This is a genomic window from Winogradskyella schleiferi (assembly GCF_013394655.1).
GTDB lineage: Bacteria > Bacteroidota > Bacteroidia > Flavobacteriales > Flavobacteriaceae > Winogradskyella > Winogradskyella schleiferi.
The window spans coordinates 1,531,346-1,550,506 of sequence record NZ_CP053351.1 but is presented as its reverse complement, the minus strand read 5'-3'; the positions used below and the strand labels follow the sequence as shown (position 1 = coordinate 1,550,506).

The 19,161-nt window shown below is 34.6% G+C and carries 16 protein-coding genes; 1 reads left to right on the top strand and 15 read right to left on the bottom strand.

Annotation, left to right across the window (positions count from 1 at the left end; genetic code table 11):
* Positions 1–61: 61 nt before the first annotated feature.
* The 12 genes from HM990_RS06675 to HM990_RS06620 form a co-directional block, all read right to left on the bottom strand.
* On the bottom strand, positions 62–862 hold the full coding sequence (locus HM990_RS06675) for a sensor histidine kinase (protein ID WP_229719400.1): 801 nt from the start codon (positions 860–862) through the stop codon (positions 62–64).
* 688 nt (positions 863–1,550) lie between these two features.
* Positions 1,551–2,063, bottom strand: coding sequence for a hypothetical protein (locus HM990_RS06670; protein WP_178988184.1), 513 nt, complete (start codon positions 2,061–2,063; stop codon positions 1,551–1,553).
* An 88-nt stretch (positions 2,064–2,151) separates the two neighbouring features.
* A complete protein-coding gene (locus tag HM990_RS06665) occupies positions 2,152–2,997 on the bottom strand; it encodes a 5-oxoprolinase subunit C family protein (protein ID WP_178988183.1) in 846 nt (281 codons plus the stop codon).
* Complete coding sequence (gene pxpB, locus HM990_RS06660; protein WP_178988182.1) at positions 2,994–3,713, bottom strand: 5-oxoprolinase subunit PxpB; 720 nt, start codon at positions 3,711–3,713, stop codon at positions 2,994–2,996. The genes HM990_RS06665 and pxpB overlap by 4 nt, the downstream gene beginning before the upstream one ends.
* Positions 3,714–3,719: 6 nt before the next feature.
* Entirely contained in the window at positions 3,720–4,463 is a 744-nt protein-coding gene (gene pxpA / locus HM990_RS06655) for a 5-oxoprolinase subunit PxpA (RefSeq protein ID WP_178988181.1), read from the bottom strand.
* Between the two features lie 254 nt (positions 4,464–4,717).
* Positions 4,718–5,944, bottom strand: coding sequence for an Nramp family divalent metal transporter (locus HM990_RS06650; RefSeq protein ID WP_178988180.1), 1,227 nt, complete (start codon positions 5,942–5,944; stop codon positions 4,718–4,720).
* The gene (locus HM990_RS06645) at positions 5,941–7,056 is read right to left on the bottom strand and encodes a DUF2891 domain-containing protein (protein WP_178988179.1); all 1,116 of its coding nucleotides are present in this window, start codon (positions 7,054–7,056) and stop codon (positions 5,941–5,943) included. The genes HM990_RS06650 and HM990_RS06645 overlap by 4 nt, the downstream gene beginning before the upstream one ends.
* Positions 7,057–7,132: 76 nt before the next feature.
* A complete protein-coding gene (locus HM990_RS06640; RefSeq protein ID WP_178988178.1) occupies positions 7,133–8,569 on the bottom strand; it encodes a hypothetical protein in 1,437 nt (478 codons plus the stop codon).
* Positions 8,566–9,006, bottom strand: a complete 441-nt coding sequence (locus HM990_RS06635; protein WP_394351747.1) for an RNA polymerase sigma factor — start codon at positions 9,004–9,006, stop codon at positions 8,566–8,568. The genes HM990_RS06640 and HM990_RS06635 overlap by 4 nt, the downstream gene beginning before the upstream one ends.
* A 234-nt stretch (positions 9,007–9,240) precedes the next feature.
* Positions 9,241–10,521 carry an LVIVD repeat-containing protein gene (locus tag HM990_RS06630; protein WP_178988176.1) on the bottom strand — a complete coding sequence of 427 codons (1,281 nt, stop codon included), beginning with the start codon at positions 10,519–10,521 and terminating at the stop codon, positions 9,241–9,243.
* Positions 10,522–10,758: 237 nt separating this feature from the next.
* Positions 10,759–12,297: a YifB family Mg chelatase-like AAA ATPase gene (locus tag HM990_RS06625; RefSeq protein WP_178988175.1), complete on the bottom strand. Its 1,539-nt coding sequence runs from the start codon at positions 12,295–12,297 to the stop codon at positions 10,759–10,761.
* Positions 12,298–12,385: 88 nt separating this feature from the next.
* Complete coding sequence (locus HM990_RS06620; protein WP_178988174.1) at positions 12,386–14,692, bottom strand: FdhF/YdeP family oxidoreductase; 2,307 nt, start codon at positions 14,690–14,692, stop codon at positions 12,386–12,388.
* A gap of 276 nt (positions 14,693–14,968) precedes the next feature.
* On the opposite strand from HM990_RS06620, the gene HM990_RS06615 reads away from it, so the two are divergent.
* The gene (locus HM990_RS06615) at positions 14,969–15,244 is read left to right on the top strand and encodes a hypothetical protein (RefSeq protein ID WP_178988173.1); all 276 of its coding nucleotides are present in this window, start codon (positions 14,969–14,971) and stop codon (positions 15,242–15,244) included.
* A gap of 90 nt (positions 15,245–15,334) precedes the next feature.
* Here the strand turns inward: HM990_RS06615 and HM990_RS06610 are convergent, their stop codons facing one another.
* From HM990_RS06610 to HM990_RS06600, 3 genes are all read right to left on the bottom strand, one after another.
* Entirely contained in the window at positions 15,335–17,824 is a 2,490-nt protein-coding gene (locus tag HM990_RS06610) for a T9SS type A sorting domain-containing protein (protein ID WP_178988172.1), read from the bottom strand.
* 4 nt (positions 17,825–17,828) lie between these two features.
* Positions 17,829–17,954 (bottom strand): T9SS type A sorting domain-containing protein, encoded by a 126-nt coding sequence (locus HM990_RS19965; RefSeq protein ID WP_394351753.1) that lies wholly within the window; start codon positions 17,952–17,954, stop codon positions 17,829–17,831.
* Positions 17,955–18,126: 172 nt separating this feature from the next.
* Positions 18,127–19,095: a YheT family hydrolase gene (locus HM990_RS06600; protein WP_178988170.1), complete on the bottom strand. Its 969-nt coding sequence runs from the start codon at positions 19,093–19,095 to the stop codon at positions 18,127–18,129.
* Positions 19,096–19,161: the final 66 nt, after the last annotated feature.

Here is a 19,161-nt window from a genome sequence, read left to right as displayed (position 1 = left end):
ATTTATCTACACTTTAGAAAGGCAACAATTATTTATTGACTAACAACAAATTTTAGCACCATTACTTTTTAAAAGGATACATCAAACTAAGCGATGTTCCCATTTCAGGTTGAGAAGTTAATTTAAATTTAGCATTCAACAACTCCGCTCTTTTTTCCATATTGATTAACCCAGATCCCTTTTCAACATTATCAAGCTCACATCCTATTCCATCGTCTTCAACATTTATGGCTAAACATGCGTTTTGGTAATCTAAAGTTACATTTAGATGTTCAGCCTCAGCATATTTTAGGGTATTTGAAAAAAACTCCTGTAAAATTCTGAACAAAATAATTTCATCTTTTTTATTTTCAAAATCGACCTTTTCACCATTTATTGATAGGCTACATTCAATTAAACCGGTTTTATTTAAACGTTTAATTTCATTTTTAACGGTTTCATCAAAACCTAAATTAAAAATCACATCGCTATTTAAAGATTTTGACAAAGCCCTAACCTCCTCCAAGGATTCCTTTAAAGCCATTGCGGCATTTTCTACTTTAGACTTTGCCTCATCTTTTACGGTTCTGGCAGCAGCCTTCATTTGCATAGTTGCTAGCACCAACAATTGCCCAACATTATCATGTAATTCCCGACCAACGTGTTTTAAGGTTTCTTCTTGAATTTCTTGTTGCGTTTTTATGAGTTCTTCATCGAATTTCCGCTGTTGCTCAATTTTGTCCTTTAAAAGTTGATTTTTTCGCTTTTGGAAGACTATAAAAAATAATATAACAAGAGTACTCACTACTATCAATACAATTATCATGTATATAAGTAAATCGCGCTCTGCATCAGTACTAATTATTTGGTCTCGTTCCTGCAAAATATTAATGCTATTGTAAGTGTTAAGTATAGAAAAATGTTTAATGATAAATAAATCTTATATTTTAACATGACATAACTCCAATCATCGGTAATAAAATAACTTTCGAAAAAATCCATCGGAATCATGATGAGTATCCATATAAAAATTATGGAGTTGAAATAAAAATAAATTGATTTATAGAACTCAATTATTTTATCGGAACGTAGAATTTCAAAAAAGTAAACTATGATGCATAGAATGACAATCCAAAAACTTGAAATTTTCAAAAATCGTTCTTCTGGCGTGAATAAATATTCAAACCTAAATACTAATGTTAAAAAAACTTGTATCAAATAAACATATAGACTGTACTTAATGATTTTCTTCAATCTCCTAGTTTCTACAACATTGTAGTTTATATAAACCATAAATAAAGGTAGTCCACACCAAAAAAAAATATTATACCACCAATAATTCCGCTCTATAATTGTTCCTTCAATCAAATGAAACAAATTATTGTCATAAAGCATTTGGGGATAATTACCTATAAAATCTACAATAAAGGCATAAACCAGAAAATATATTATAGTTTTTGCCTTTGAATTTTTATAGCTTTTAAACAAAACTAGACCAGTAACTAACGCAGTAAGTTCAACAAATCGCGTTAGAAACGTATAATTTTCTTTTATAAATTCATCCATTCAAACTAATGTGGGTAGTTTGCGCCAGGAGGATTACCTGTACCTCCTACATTCAACCCATCTCCACCTGGTATGTCCTCACTACTGCCAAACACTATAGGAGACATACTACCTTTGGATGTATTTTCAGTACCAGTTGGCACAAAGAACATCGTTGTAAGACCTTCCTGCCCATCAACTTGAGGGTAAGACCCCAAATAAACGCGCAATCCATCCATGGTATAGCCTAACTCACCAGCTTGGTTTTCGGCATGATTGATATAATTCTGAATATCTTCTGTTGACCACCATGACGACCTGTTATCTCCACCATCCGTTGATTTCTTGAAAAGCGAATCGTTAATTATACGATGTTTAATATTATAAGCTTCATCTAAAACTTTAGCATCTTTTGAGGATATTAAACCAGATGGTTTAGTTGGTTCTTCAACGGCTAAGTCTCCATCATTACAGCAATAAAAATACATCGCCAAAGCGCCTAAAATAATACCTAATACAAGTAATCCGAAATTTTTCATAATAACTGGTTGGTTTAATTAATAGAGCCTGTAAATTATTGATTTTATTTAATATAAAAAATTTTAAAACAAAAATTTTCTTACAGAATTAGTCTTTTAAACTAAATTTTAAGCGGTTACCTGTGGCTTTCTGACTTAGAATGTTAATCGATTGTTCTGTTAATTGAAACATTCTTGGGTAACCTCCTGTAGTTTGACAATCGCGCATTAATACAATGAGTTGCCCAGATGGCGTAAGCTGAACGGTTCCTGGTAAAACTGGAGTCGTTAAGATTGGCTCCAAACTATTTTTAAATAATGGTAGAAGCTGATAAGCCATACGATTGTTAAATTTTGAGACCTGAAAATTCTGGCTAATCAATAAATTTTGCTGTTCCCTAGTTAGCTTATCAAATTCCGGTCCTTTTGTGACTTCTAATATTTTATCCTCGTGATAGGAACTATTGAACTTCAACTTTGCATGTTTAGGACTTTTTATACTTGTAGCATTAAAGTCCAAAACATCCTCTTTTTTAATTCTAATAGATTCTGTAATCCCCTTCGCCATACTTCTACTTCCTAAAACAATTTCACTTAAAAAACCTCCTTTTACGGCAACATAAGTTCTAAAACCATTTGATAGCTTTCCAAAACTCAGGACATCATTAGGCTCCACCAAGATAGACTCAAACATTTCTATTGTTTTTCCGTTTAATGTAGGGTTCATATGAGCGCCAGTTATAGCAATTGTAGTTGGCTTAAGGAATTGTAGTTCGGCTCCTGTCATAGTCATTTCCAAAACAGCTGCCTCTTTATTATTTCCCAACAGCTTATTGGCAAATTCACTTGAATAGGAATCCATAGCTCCAGAATCAGGTACGCCGTAACTACGATGCCCTAAACGACCTTGATCTTGTATGGTGGCATAAAATCCCGAATTTAAGACTTTGATCATATCGTTTCAATATTAAAGCTTGACCTCTTTATGTCATCTTGAATCCTTAAATATTCAGATTTTGTAATGGGATTGAATTTTACTTTATCTCCAGCTTTAACAACACATGGTGGATTTTGCTTTGGTTTAAATAATTCCAATGGGGAATTTCCAATAATATGCCATCCTCCAGGACTGTCTTGCGGATAGATTCCAGTCTGTTTTCCACCAATAGCAACCGAGCCTTTTTTTACGTTGAGATTGGGCGTTTCTTTGCGATCCAAATGTAAGGTTGGATTTAGCCCTCCCAAATATAAAAATCCAGGTAAAAAACCGATAAAAAAAACAGTATAGACAGCTTCTGAATGTAACTTTATTAAAGCAGATTTTGAGAGGTTTTTTGCTACGGAATAGTTGTCTAAATCCATCGCAAATTCATCTTCATAGCACACTGGAATTCTGAAAGTTTTTGATTTTAACAACTTCTTTGCATCTTGCGATTTATAAAGCACTTTTAAGGTCGAAAACTCATCATTGACATTTTCAATAGTTGTATTATATATTATTAATAATGAAGCATATGTGGATATAATATCAACTATTGGTTTATATATTTTTAATTCAATTCTAGTTTTGAAATTTAGTACATCATGAAGCACATTTTCGTCAATAATTGCTGGCCACTCTACTAAAATGGAACGTTCATTATATTGCGAAAATCGAAGTTTATAACTCATACTTTCTTATTGAATTTGAATGCTATTTTGTTTCAAATTAGAACTCAAATATTTCAAAATTTCAAGCGCATTTTTGGTGTCGCCATGTACACAAATTGTTGTGGCTTTTATGGGCACTTCCACGCCACTTATTGATGTTACTTTTTCGTTCTTAATCATATTCAAAACATGACTTAAAACCGCTTCTTTTTTATGTAAAATAGCATTGCTATTTGTTCTTGAAACCAAAGACAAATCATCATTGTAATTTCTATCTGCGAAAGCTTCAAAGGTTACAGCAATGTTTTCCTGTTTTGCTAAATTGGCGATTACGGAATTAAAAGGTGCATACAAAGCAATAGTTAATTCCAAACGTTTTATCACTTCAATAATCAAACGGGCGATTTTTTCATCTTTAGCCGCCAAATTATACAACGCACCATGCGGCTTAATGTGATTTAAAGTCACACCTTCTGCTTCAGCAATATTCTTTAAAGCTGAAATTTGGTCTATTATACTCGCATACAATTCAGCATCCGATATGTCTAAATTAACACGTCCAAAATTCGCTTTATCTGGAAAGGAAGGATGTGCACCGACTTTTACATGGTGCTTTTTTGCAAGATTCACAACGTGTCGCATCATAACTTCATCTCCTGCGTGTCCGCCACAGGCAATATTGCAAGAGGATAAAAACGGCATCAAATCCGATTCGTTGCCAAGACCTTCTCCAACGTCTGCATTTATATCTATACTAATTACACTCTTCATCTTAGATTATTATCAATAGACTAATAGTTGGTTTTTTTATTAATTATATGCCCATGGAATGCTTATTCAAACCTAAAAAAGCCTTTAAGCAAAATAATTATTAATTTTTTACACCCCTAAAGTCCCCTCAAGGGGACAAACAACCAATTCAACTGAGTGGCTTGTATCCTTGATTGGACTTTAGGAGCACTTTTTTAACATTTCTCCTATGCTTCTCTTAATTTACTGTCTTCTGAACACTTATATATTTAGTCTCAAATCAATTCAAAAACACTCAAAATCCCTTTTAACCCCAAAAAGATAGTGATTACTAAAATAATTAATCCTAAAACATTCTGAAGTTTTGAATTTTTATAGGTTCCCAAAACCGACGATTTATTCATAATCCACAATAAAAAACCAGCAATGACAGGTAACAATAAACCATTGGCAACCTGTGCAAATTTTATAATTTCAATAGACTTAAAGCCGAAACTAGAAAACAGTACTCCCAAAATCACAATGATTATCCAGATAGCTTTAAATCTTATCGACTTTAAATCTGATTTCCAACCTAAGCAACCACTTGCAACAAACGCAGCTGCTAAAGGTGCGGTTATTGCACTTGTTATTCCTGCCGCAAAGAGTCCAGCCGCCAGAAAGTATTTCGCATAACTACCAAATAATGGCTCCAGACCTAAAGCCAAATCAGCGGTATTGGTTATTGTTTGTTGCTGTATTGCGGAGGCCGCAATAATGATACACATAGATACCAATCCACCCAAAATCACGGCAACCAACGTATCTTTTTTAGCCAATGGCAAATCGCTTTTAGACTTCCATTTGGTTTTAGCTAAAGACGCATGTAGAAAAAGATTATAAGGCACAACAGTGGTTCCAATTAAAGCGATAATAGTTAAAATACTGCCTTCGGGCGCTTCAGGAATAACAATACTTTGAAAAATTTCAAACAGATTCGGCTTTGTGAGAATCGCAGTCGTTATAAATGCAAAACTCATCAGAATGACAAGGAACACAAAGGCTTTTTCCAGTACTTTATAATTTCCTATGTAAAGTAAAGTGAAAGCTATGACACCAATTACCAAGCTCATAACATTGAGTTTTAGCTGTCCTATTTCCCAAAACATATTGCCGACAATGGCTTCCATGCCCAACGCTCCACCACTGATGTTTCCTGCTTCGTACGCTGCATTTCCGACGACGATGGCGCTTATAATTAAGAGTAAAGCAAATCCTTTTAAAATAGGATGTTTGATTTCTTCCCTTATAATTTCAGACAAACCTTTTTGGGATACAATTCCCAATCGTGCTGCCATTTCCTGCAAAAAAACCGTTGCAAAAATAGACAAGGCCATGGCCCACAATAATGCAAATCCGAAATTGACGCCAGCCAAAGTACAAACGGTCACTGTTCCTGGTCCAATAAAAGCAGCTGCTACTAAAGGTCCTGGACCAATATTTTTGAAGAACTTGGCAATCATTTTTCAATAGAATTCAATGCATAAATCGCAAAACTCCCTAACCAGTGACCACCTTCATAACTATCGCCTACAATACTGGGCAAAGAATATTTGATGTGTTCATTAGCTAAATTTTTTAAATGATGAAATTCTGGTAAATCTTTGGCTATATAATTCAAGCTCCAAGCGCGCGAAAAATTAACACCATCGAGATGCACTAGTTTTCCATCGGTTCGGTCCGAAACTTCACCAACAGCAATATCAAAATCATTGTTATATAGTTCTGGCATAAAATCATTGATCCAAGATTTGAAATCTTCAATTGGCAATACGCGTTTCATTAAAGCGGCTTCTTCTAAACAAGGCGAGAGGAAATCGAATCCACTTGGCTCCCAATCTATGGGGCAATCTTGGTCATCTAAATAAAAATCTTTGGCTCTGGTTTCTATTAACGTCATTAATTGTTGATGCCCAACAGCAACTGCATAATCGTAAGCAAAACTTAATCCGAAAGCTGTATTTGGGTGCTCTCCTACTCTAATTGGATAATTTAATTTCGGTAAAAACTCTAAGTATTTATTGACGATTAAATCTGTCATCGGTTGCAGATTCGTTTCTAATGCTCGTGCAATTTCAGAATCCCATGTATGTAATTCTTCCGCTAGTTTTAAAAACCAAGCCCAACCATAGGTTCTTTCAAACGATGTATTGTGTTTCCCTTCAAAATACACTAATTCTTGCATTATGTTTACTTTGGTTATATTCTGAAGTAATTTTTCTTGAATCTCGGCTCTATTTTCCAACGCTGGAAACTGTTTTAACAAGCTGACCAAACTCCAATGCCCATGAACGGCCGAATGCCAATCGAAACAACCGTAAAATGCAGGATGCAGTTCTTTTGGCGTTTTTAAATCTGAAGCACTACCAATGGTTTGATTAAGTTTGTTTGGGTATTCAGTGTTGATGCAGCTGATTGGTAGGTGTGCTAAGCGATTGGCTTGGTCTAGGTTTAGGGTTGGTGTTTCAACAGTTTCTACCTCAGTTATTTCTTTGTCTGTATTTTTATTCTTTTCGGAAGTATTGCAGGTTAAAAAGACAAAAAATAAGGTGTAAATAAAATGGTATTTGGTCATAAAAATAGCTTAACATGAAAAGTAAAAATACAATTATTATGCTATATGACCACTACATAGGAAACCAGGGAATCGATTAAAACATATATCGCAACCCAAATAACACTCTTAATTGTGTATTATTAAAAGACTGGTTGTTATTGTCTATCGGTTTTTCAAAATAATTATAACTAGGTTCTAAAAATAGAATCGTCTTTTTTGCTAATTCATAAGACATGTTTGTATTCAGTGTCGCGCCAAAAATTGTAGAATTAACATTTAGACTTTCCCCTATTTGCTCATCATCCAAAAATGCCCTGTTGTTAGTTAGAAAGTTCATATTTCCACCTAAACCCAATGAGACATCAAATTTTTGTGCTTTTAATACCTTATATGAAACTTCTAATGGGACTTGGATATAATCAAACTGTTGCTGCAAACTGCCTTCATTGGCATTATTAGATAATGCATCAAAATTATCAATAGACTCTTGAGATCCAACAAATATTATTGATTCATTATCAACTATACTTTCCATATTATTTGCACCAAGCGTAATATCTGAATTTATGTAATTGATACTGTTTATTTCTTGACCCAATATATTTTTACCAACCCCAGATTTAACTACGATTCTGTCTGAAATTGCATAGCCAACCTTTAATGCATATATAAAGTCGTTTTGGGATGTTGTGTTTACGGACTCGCCTTGAATAGAGGCTTCAGAAGCCGTATTGGATAAGCCGCCTAAAATCTCAACTGACCATTTTGGACTTCCGATTACATTATTAATTATACTATCGCTGGCGTTCTCATTTTGGGCGACCAATTCTTCTGTTAATTCCAATAATGGAACATCATTAACCTCAGCAATAGAATCAATACTTGTTATCGCCTTATCTTTTTCAAAATTAATAAGGCCCTTATTCTTCTCTTTTAGTTGAGGCATAGCTTCAAAATTTAGGCTATCGTTGTTATTACTAGTCTTGTCTTTTATAGTATTTTGAGCATAGCTGTTATTATCGTTAGAATTTTCAATCTTTCGAGTGGTGATTTCATCATGAACTATTTTTTCGTTCACTTCTTTTTTGCCTGTTATTTCATTTTCATTCTGCGTTTGTTTTTGACTCGTAATAGCGTTTAATTCATCATTTTTAATATTTAGTTGCTCATTTGACTGCTCTACTAATACATCTTCATTTGCATTGTTTAAATCTGTCCCCTTAACTATTTTCGTCTTTTGTTCGTCCGATTTATTAATTACGCTATCATCTGTGGATTTCCCGTTATCTGCAGATTGTTCATTATCGGTAATAACATTGACAGGTAAGTTATTAGGCGCTGGAGAATTGGTGAACATGTATGCAAGGAATACCACCAATACTGCAGCGGCAGAACCCCAAATAAAAAAGAGTCCTCTTTTCTTCTTTTTAGGATGAAGTCTTGCTTCTATATTATCCCATAACTCTTTTGGAGGTGCTTTCGAAAATGCCTCCAATTCACTATATATGTTATCAATATTGTCCTTTTTCATGACACTTTTTTCTTTAATTCTTCATTAATTTTAGATCTCAGCATACTTTTAGCTCTACTTAATAACGATTTTGATGTTCCTACAGCAATTTTTAGTTTATTTGCGATTGTTTTATGGCTATAATCCTCAAAAACGTAAAGATTGAAAACCATTCTATAATGATCTGGTAACTCCCGAATGTGATTTAACAACTCTTCCTGGGTTAAAACAAGATCAATGTGATGACTATTATCTTCTGCATCCGTATTTAAATTAAAATCTTCAATCGCAACATGAAGTCGACGCTGTTTTTTTCGCAAAACCTCTAAGGCTTCATTTACGAAAATTCGTTTCGCCCAACCCTCAAAACTGCCTTCAAACCTATATTGATCAATTTTTTGAAATAGAATAATAAAGGCATCCTGAAAGACGTCATCTGCCTCGACTTTGTTCTTCATATATTTCAAACAGATACCATACAAAACTGGAGAAAGCAACGTGTATAATTCACGCTGCCCTTCCCTATCTTGCTCTACACATTTTTGTATGAGTATTCGTAGTTCTTTATCCAAATTGGTACTTATCTATATGTTTACCGAAAATGTTAGATTTCATTAGCATCTTAACATTGCAATAGTATTTTTAGCCGTTAATAGATTTGGAACAACTGACAAAGGATAATTTTTATAGCGTTAAAACTGGAGCGTACTAATAAGCTCCAACCCAAAATTATCTGCATAATTATATTGATGAATTACATTTTCTCCTACAGAAATTAAATGAGTAGATAATGGAATAACATCTTTGGAAATCGTTTGATAGGTATTTTCCAGTATGATGTTGTTTGGATTTTGAGCATCAAACACATTTATGCCATCATCATTACATACATATAAGACGTGATTTCTAATACCTAAACCATAAGGATTAGATAAAAAATATGTAGAATGTTCTACGGGAGAACTTATATCCGAAACATCAATAACATTAACTTGATCCTCAATGGCACCACATGTATTTCCACCTCTTACCGTAATATAGGCCGTGTTTTGTTCTACAACTACGGGATCGCAACCTGTAGCATGCGTAAAAGATGAGGTATAAGTGGGATTGAATTCATCTTGCAAGTCAACGATATGCATACCGTCGGTTGCACCAATAAACAAATAATCCTTTAGGATAAAAGTCGTTTCGAGCACACCGCCAAACCAACCTCCCATCCAGGTCTCAGAGGTTAAGGAAATATTATTATAATCCGAAATATTGAACGTATTCAATTTATAGTCGTCAAGCGTATATAATGCATCGCCATAAATTTGGAACTTAGCATAAGACCCTCCAACACCTATATTATTACCAGCAGAAGCAGCAGTATCAAAAAAGGTAATAAATACATCTGAACTCCAATAATAAAATTCTGGGTTATTTTCAACTTCAGTTCTTTCCATATTGACTATGGCATGGCCTGCAATAAATTCATCTTCATTATCTGGATAAATATTAGATTGGTAATATAAAATATCGTCAGGATATAAGGCGTAAAAGACTAATATGTCTTCCTCTATATTTACAAGCTCTATATCTGACACATTACTAATATCAAATACCACTAAATCCATATAATTATCAGCATAGAGTATATCATTTTTAATTGAAATATCGTTTACCCCTTCCAACTCTATAAAGGCTATATTTTGAGGATTTGCTGGGTTTTGATTATTAAACACATGTATTCCAGAGTTTTGAGCAATGTAAAACAGTAAATTGTCATAGACATATATTTTTCCGTCTGCATTGGTCGGTTGTGGATTTGTAATTGCAATAGCATTCCGCATTGCCGTTTTGGATTTTATCACAGGAACAGTAACTGCGACAGGATCTATAAGATCATTGCTATCGTCGTCAGTATTACAATTTGTAAGTTGTAAACACATTGTTACAACTAGAACTAAGGGTAGAAGTTTGTTTTTCATAATGGTTGTTTTATTATAAGATGGAAAAAACTGAAAAGGTTGCGGTGTTTTTTGAAAAAAATTATCTTTTTAATGAAATTATCGGAATTTTTGCTCCTTTATTTCTGTGAAGTATTAAATAAGCATCCATAAGTATTATGAAATTTGAGGTTCTGCAGAAGTTTTGTTTACATTGACGTGGCCTATGCTTCTGTTTGTGATTTTAAATTATGAGATTCCTACTTTCGCAGGAATTTGTTAGCCTAACCAACCATCACGATCCAAACTACGATATTGAATCGCTTCACTAATATGAGCGCCCAAAACATCTTGCGAACCTTCTAAATCTGCAATTGTTCTTGCTACTTTTAAAATCCTATCATAGGCTCTGGCGGATAAATTAAGTCGTTCCATCGCAGATTTAAGTAATTGCATGGATGCCTCATCCAACTTGCAATATTTTCGAATTTGCTTGGTGTTCATCTGTGCGTTGTAATGAATATTTTCCAAATCCTTAAAACGTTCGGTTTGTTTTTCCCTGGCTTTGGTCACTCGTTTTCTAATGTCCACTGAAGATTCACCTTTTCGGTCGTCCGAAAGTTTTTCAAAAGGCACAGGAGTGACTTCAATATGAATATCAATTCTGTCTAAAAGTGGTCCAGAAATCTTTCCCATATACCTCTGCATTTCCGCTGGCGATGAGGTTATTGGCGCATCTGGATCATTAAAATAACCACTAGGACTTGGATTCATACTTGCCACCAACATAAATGACGATGGATATGTGACCGTGAATTTTGCTCTGGAAATGGTGACTTCCCGATCTTCAAGTGGCTGACGCATCACTTCTAAAACTTCACGTTTAAACTCTGGCAATTCATCTAAAAACAATACACCATTATGAGATAAGGAAATTTCTCCTGGTTGTGGGTAACTTCCGCCACCAACGAGGGCAACGTTCGAAATTGTATGATGTGGACTTCTAAACGGTCGTTGTGCCATCAGTCCTGCATGTGCCTTTACACGACCAACCACTGAATGAATTTTGGTAGTTTCCAAGGCTTCATGCAATGTCATTGGTGGTAAAATACTTGGCAAACGTTTTGCCAACATGGTTTTTCCAGAACCTGGTGGACCAATAAGAATAATATTATGACCTCCTGCTGCAGCAATTTCCATACAGCGTTTTATGGATTCTTGCCCTTTGACATCTGCAAAATCGTATTCCGGAAAATCCAAGCTTTTATAAAACTCCTCCCTAGTGTTAATGATGGTTTGCTCTAAAGGTTCGCCTTTGTCGAAATGATTGATGACCTGCATAATGTTTTCTACGCCAAACACTTTCAGATTATCGACGATAGCCGCTTCTTTAGCATTCTGAATGGGTAATATTATACCTTTAAAGCCTTCTTCCCTAGCTTTAACAGCAATCGGCAAAGCACCTTTAAACGGTTGCAAGCTTCCATCTAAGGATAATTCTCCCATAATGAGATAATCTTCTAAATTCTCGGCTTTTATTTGGTCTGTTGCTGCTAAGATGCCTAAGGCTAAAGTTAAATCGTATGCCGAACCTTCTTTTCTCAAATCGGCAGGTGCCATGTTTATGGTTATCTTTTTACCCGGAATTCGGTAACCATTATTCTGAAGTGCTGCAGCTATTCTGTAATTACTTTCTTTAATAGCATTATCTGGCAATCCGACCAAATGGTAACCTACACCTTTATCAACGTTAACCTCAACGGTAATGGTGGACGCTTCCACACCAAAAACAGCACTGGCGAAAACTTTTTTGAGCATATAACTTTGTTTCCCCTAAATGTATGAAAAGTATTTTAAATCAGCATATTACAAGTATCCTTTCGAGATGTATATATGCTTATAATTTCTAAAAACTAGATATTGACTTTTCCACTGTAATAATTACACTTTTAGAAGCTGGTGTTTTCGCCGTATGTGCAAAACTATCTAATGGCACCAACACATTAGTTTCTGGAAAATAAGTGGCACAGCAATTTCTGGGAATATCGTACCCAATCACTTTAAAATGATGTGCTTCTCGAATAACACCATTAAATTCAGACTTCAAACTGACCACATCTTGCTCAACTAATCCTCTTGATTCCATATCATCACGATTCATAAAAATAATGCGACGCTCATTGAATATACCACGATAACGATCGTTTAGACCATAAATAGTCGTGTTAAATTGGTCATGACTTCTAATGGTCATCATAATTAATTCATTAGCTTTTAATTTCCACTTTGGTAATTTATTTAAAGAAAAATTGGCTTTTCCTGTTTCGGTTTTAAAATTCCGTTCACGGGCGCCATTGGGCAAATAAAATCCTGTTGGTTGTTTTAAACGTGTATTATAATCGTCGAAGCCAGCAACCACATCTTGAATATCATTACGAACCAACGCATAATCATCTTTATAGTGTAACCAATCAATTTTTGTACGGTTTTTCAAAGTAGCATAGGCAATATTACAGACGACGGCAACTTCACTCAAAAGTGCATCGGAACACGGTTCCAAAATGCCTTTGGTGGATGATACAATGCCCATGGAATTTTCTACACTTTGAGTTTGGATTCCTGATTTCTGATAATCTTTTTCCGAACGTCCCAAACAAGGTAATATTAAGGCTTCTTTTCCTGTCACTAAATGGGATCGGTTTAATTTGGTGCTGACGTGAACGGTTAAATTACAGTTTGCCAATGCCTGTGCCGAATAGTTGGTGTCTGGTACAGCAGAAATAAAATTACCGCCTAAACCAAAAAATACTTTAGCCTCTTTTTCGTACATGGCTTTGATAGCATCAATAACCGAATAGCCATGTTTTGTAGTGGGTTTAAATCCGTATTTGTCTTCAATTTTATCTAAAAACGCTTGAGGTGCTGATTCCCAAATACCCACGGTTCTGTCGCCTTGCACATTAGAATGACCACGAACCGGACAAGTACCTGCGCCTTCCTTGCCTATACTTCCCTTTAATAATAATAGATTCACTAACTCTCGAATATTATCCACTGCATTCTGATGCTGTGTCAATCCCATGGCCCAACAAATAATAATTTTTTGATTATTAAGAATTAAATTGAAAGTGTCATCAAAAATTTCACGGCTTACTCCAGACGCTTTCAAACAGTCTTCAAAATCATAAGTTTTTAAATCTGAAATAAAAGCCTCATAGTTATGTGTATAGTCTTCAATAAATGCTTTATCAAACACATTTCCTATTAGAGTTTGTTCTTCCAATAACTTAAGAAGCAAAGCTTTTATAAACGCCACATCTCCATTGATAGTAACCGGCACAAAAACATCAGCTATTTTGGTGCCTCCTGTTAGTAGTTTTTTTGGGCTTTGAGGATTTGTGAATTTAATTAATCCGGCTTCGGGAAGTGGATTGACGGCTATGATTTTTCCTCCGTTCTTTTTGCATTTCTCTAAAGCGTTCAACATTCTTGGATGGTTAGTTCCTGGATTTTGTCCAATGACCATAACCACTTCAGCTTTATATAAATCATCTAAAGTTACGGATCCTTTTCCGATACCCAAAGTTTCAGACAACGCACTACCACTAGCTTCATGGCACATGTTGGAACAATCGGGTAAATTTGCCGTACCAAATTCCCGTACAAATAATTGGTACAAAAATGCGGCTTCGTTAGTGGTTCTACCAGACGTATAGAACACAGCTTCATCTGGATTATTTAAGGCATTCAAATGCTCGGCGACTTTTATAAATGCATTTTCCCAAGACATAGGTTGGTAATGTGTTGCGCCTTCTGCTAAAAACATAGGTTCTTTAAGTCGTCCTGTTTTTCCAATTTCAAAATCTGACCAATTTGAAATTTCATCAACGGAATTTCTAGCGAAAAAATCAGAAGAAATGACGTTTTTTTGGGCTTCTTCAGCCATGGCCTTCATCCCATTTTCGCAGTATTCGCCTAATGCTGACCGTTCATCATCTGGATCTGGCCAAGCACAACCAGGACAGTCAAAGCCACCTTTTTGGTTTAGGGTTGTCGAAATTTTAACTGCATCACTCAGTTTCATATACCTAAACACATGTCCTACAACCGATTTTATAGCACCAAATCCCACACTATTTTTTGGTGGTGTTTTAGTCTTTAAATCTGTAAATGATTCTGATGTATTTGCTTTCTGGGATGCCGTTTTTTTCATGTAATCAATCTGAATAAACTATAAATATAACTATTTCTATGGTCTTAATCCGAACTCCTCTAATTAAAAATATTCGCATTAGCGACCGTAAATACCAAAAGGATTAATCAAAATATGAGCGACCAATTATGAGACTTTTCAACATAAAATGTAAGAATTTTACCTTATATATTTGTCAAAAAATGCATTTCATCGAATATTATATACGTTTTATGGATAAATATTTGCTTAGGTGTAGAATTATTCTCTAGTTTGTTCTCCCAAATTTACTTAACCATGAAAAAACAACTACCAACAATGTTAGCGGTTGCGCTTATGTCTAATTTTGCATTATCTGGCTGCTCTGCAGATCTAGAACCACCAGAAGAAAATTGTGCATGTGAACGCGTCACCTATATTGAGTCTAAAAATCTCGAAGAAACTACAGACATTTGGTATCTAGACTATCAAGAAACCGCTCGTGAGTCTGTTGTATGTCAAAATGAAACTGATTATTCCGTACCACTAACAGGTGCTACTGAGAGAGAGGTTTTTAGAATTGAATGTGATTGAATTTAAGGGACAAGAAAACCTTTCAAAACTTAATCTTGAAAGGTTTTTGTGTATGATAATGAGATGCTTCGCTACGCTCTGATTGACAGACTAGTGCTTTATAAACTTTTTGGTCGATTTTGATTCGCCAGATTTTATTTCCAAGAAATACACGCCTTTAGTTAAAGTTGAAACATCTAAGGTATATTCTGAATTCGATAATTCAATTTCGCTCAATAGTCTGCCATTAATATCGAATATGGTTAATCTATTAATGATCGTCTTGGATGTAATGTTTAATTGGTTTTTTGTAGGATTCGGAAATAATTTTATTGAGTTAAGCGCATGACTACTCACTGACAGAGTAGAAATGTTTCCATACCAAGCAATTTTGCTATCTTCAGAGGAGGATGAAAGAACATCAATTTTACCATCATTATTGATATCTGCCACATATACTGAAGTTGCACCATCCGCAGTAACTGATATTACTTGTTGAGAACTAAAAACCCCTAAACCCATGTTTTTATAATAAGCAATTTTATCATCATAATAGGAAGCCGACAATACATCCAAATCACCATCATTATCAACATCTGCAGTATAAACTGTATTTACAAAAGCCGCATCATTAGTTAGTATTTGCTGAGAACCAAACTGTCCTTGTTCATCTAAATTTTTGTACCAAACGATTTTATCTTCCATTGGGGAAGAGCAAACAATATCGATATTGCCATCATTATCTAAATCTACTGCGTGCAGAGACTGTAAAAAAATATTAGCAATGTTATCGGTAGCATCAATCAATTGTGGCTCACCAAAGAGACCTTGCCCATTAAGATTTTCAATCCAACTTAAGTTAAATGTACCATTCATTACAAATATATCTTTATCACCATCACCATCAATATCTGATATATCGAATGAATGAGGAGGCGAAAAACCTGGCACTTGCATTATCATCTGTGGCGCTCCAAATGAAGCTAAACCATCGATGTTTTCATGCCAGAACAAACCAGATTCAGCCATTGAATTTCTGTTAGACATAATAATGTCTAAATCACCATCATTATCCATATCTTCCGCTTGAATACCAATACCATATGCTATGGTATTTATATCAATCTCTTGGTCTGTAAAATTTCCTAAACCATCTAAATTTTCATACCAAATTGGGTTATCATTCTCATCCCAATTAGATGTTAATACATCTTTGTCTCCATCGCCATCTAAATCAGCTGTATATATTTCCTGTGCCTTAAAGTTATTACTTATTTCTTCATAAAACCCAAACGATCCTAAACCATCACTATTTTTATACCATACCAATTTTTCTTCACAAATCTGATTGTCCAGAAAATACGAAGAAGATAATATATCCATGTTACCATCACCATCCATATCATCTGCATAAATTACATAGGGCTTACATATAGCTTGCCCTCTTGTAATTAATCGCTCTTGCTCAAATGAACCTAACCCATCACTGTTTTCATGATAGAATAAACCACTTCTAAAGGCAGATACTGCATCTAAATCACCATCATTATCAAAGTCTCCTGCTTGGACAAATTTAGCTCTTGTTGCAGAAGTGGTCATCACTTGTTGGGAACCAAAACTACCTAAACCATCTAGATTTTCGTACCAAGCTATTTTATTATCATCATATGAAGCAGAGAGTACATCCATATCTCCATCACCATCTAAATCTGCAGATAACACATTTAATGCAAACATAGCCATGTTACTTATAAGCTGTTGATTTCCAAAATTCCCTAGCCCATCAGTGTTTTCATACCAAGCGATTTTATTATCACTTCTTGATGATGATAGTACATCCATATCTCCATCACCATCTATATCAGATGAAAAAACAGAAGAAGCACCATAAGCTACATTGATAATTACTTGTTGAACTCCAAAGGTCCCTAAGCCATCTGTGTTTTCATACCAAGCAATTTTATCATCAAATACAGAAGAAGATAGCACATCCAAATCGCCATCACCATCTATATCTGTGACATAAACAGACCTTGGTAAATCCACATTAGTAGTAATAATTTGCTCCACGCCAAAAGAACCTAAACCATCAGTGTTTTCGAACCAAGACACTTTATCAAGAGCCTCTGAGGCTGTAACTATATCCATATCATTATCACCATCTATATCTGCTGCAAAGAGTGAAGAAGATCCGTAAGGGATATTTAAAATAACTTGTTCTTCTGAGAAGTTACCTAGCCCATCTATGTTTTCGAACCATACGATTTTATCATCATAAACAATACTCCCAATAACATCCATATCACCATCACCATCTAAATCTGCTGCATGCACAGGGGAATATACAATATTAGTATTGACAAGAATAAATTTCTGTGGCGCAAAATTGCCTAAGCCACCTATGTTTTCATACCAACCAATCTTATGAGCAGCAGAATATAAGATGTCCAAATCTCCGTCATTGTCAATATCTACATTAAATACAGAGTGATCACTATAGAAACCATAGGTGATATCTGAAACAATATGCTCCTGAAATTCAATTTGACTAAATGAAAATTGAAAACTAAAAAAAATCGAAAAGAATAAAAATTGTTTCATAATACTAATTCTTAATGAATTTTTTCGTCAATTTAGATGCTACAGTCTGTAATTCTAAGAAATAAACACCTTTGGTTAAACTTGAAACATCTAAGCTGTATTCTAAGTATGAAACTATAGTTTCATTCAAATATCTACCGTTGATGTTAATAACTATTAATCTACCAATAAATTGATTGGATGTGAATTCCAATTATTTTTTGCTTTTGAAATTCGATTAGTCCAAAACTAAACTGCCTGCAAATAATTAAAATAACTTTTGTGTAAAACTGTTTGACAAAACTATTTTATCAACTGCCAATTTAACGCTTTTCACCCTCTTTAACAAACTCCAAAGCCCGCCGTTCGTTATAATAAACATTCTTTTTGTCGATAAATCCCACATGACCTCCATATTTTGGCATTTCTAAATACAGGTTTGGATTATGCTTGGCTTCCTTTACAGGATAACATGCTGTAGATAAAAAGGAATCATTTAACGCATTAATGATTAAAGACGGCACTTTTATATTTGGTAAAAATTGTAAGCAACTCGCTTTCTCATAATAATCCAAAGCACTCTCAAAACCATGGGCTTTTGCGGTGTAAACGTCGTCAAAATCTATTAAAGTTTTAATTTCTTTAAAATCTGTAACTGATATGTTTTTAGGATATTGAATTAATTTAGGTTTCAGTTTATCTTTTAAATGATTTAAAAAACGAATCGCATAATGTCGGTTTTTTAAACTCAGTAATTCGTCGCAAGACCCTTTTAAATTGCACGGTGTGGAAATGGCAATAACAGCTTTAATCTCATTTGGAATGTCGTTGCCTTCGCCTACATATTTTAAAGCCATGTTCGCGCCAAGACTTATGCCTTTTATGTAAATGTCATCATAAATGTTTTTGGATAAGATATGCTTTACCACAGCATCCAAATCTTCAGTAGCGCCAGAATGATAACTTCGAAATAACAGATTAGGTTCGCCACTACATCCTCTAAAATTTACCGCACAAGCATCAATACCGTTTTCGTTGAAGTGTTTTGCTGTACCAGTAATGTATGGTCGCTGTGCATTGCCTTCGAGTCCATGTAACAGAATAATAACTTTATTCGAGTTTTGTTGTGCGTAGCTCCAATCTAAATCCAAAAAGTCGGTATCTGGTAAAGTGATACGTTCTCTGGTTTGGATTACACCTTCTACTTTTCGGGCTAGTCCTGAAAATACAGTGGACACAAAGCTTTTTTTTGCCCAGAAAGGTGGTTTATATGTTGAGGTCAGTATAGGCATGGTAAGTCTTCGGTTATTAGTCTCTTTATTAGTATTCTGGCGTAGTTTTCAAATCGTAAATCATCC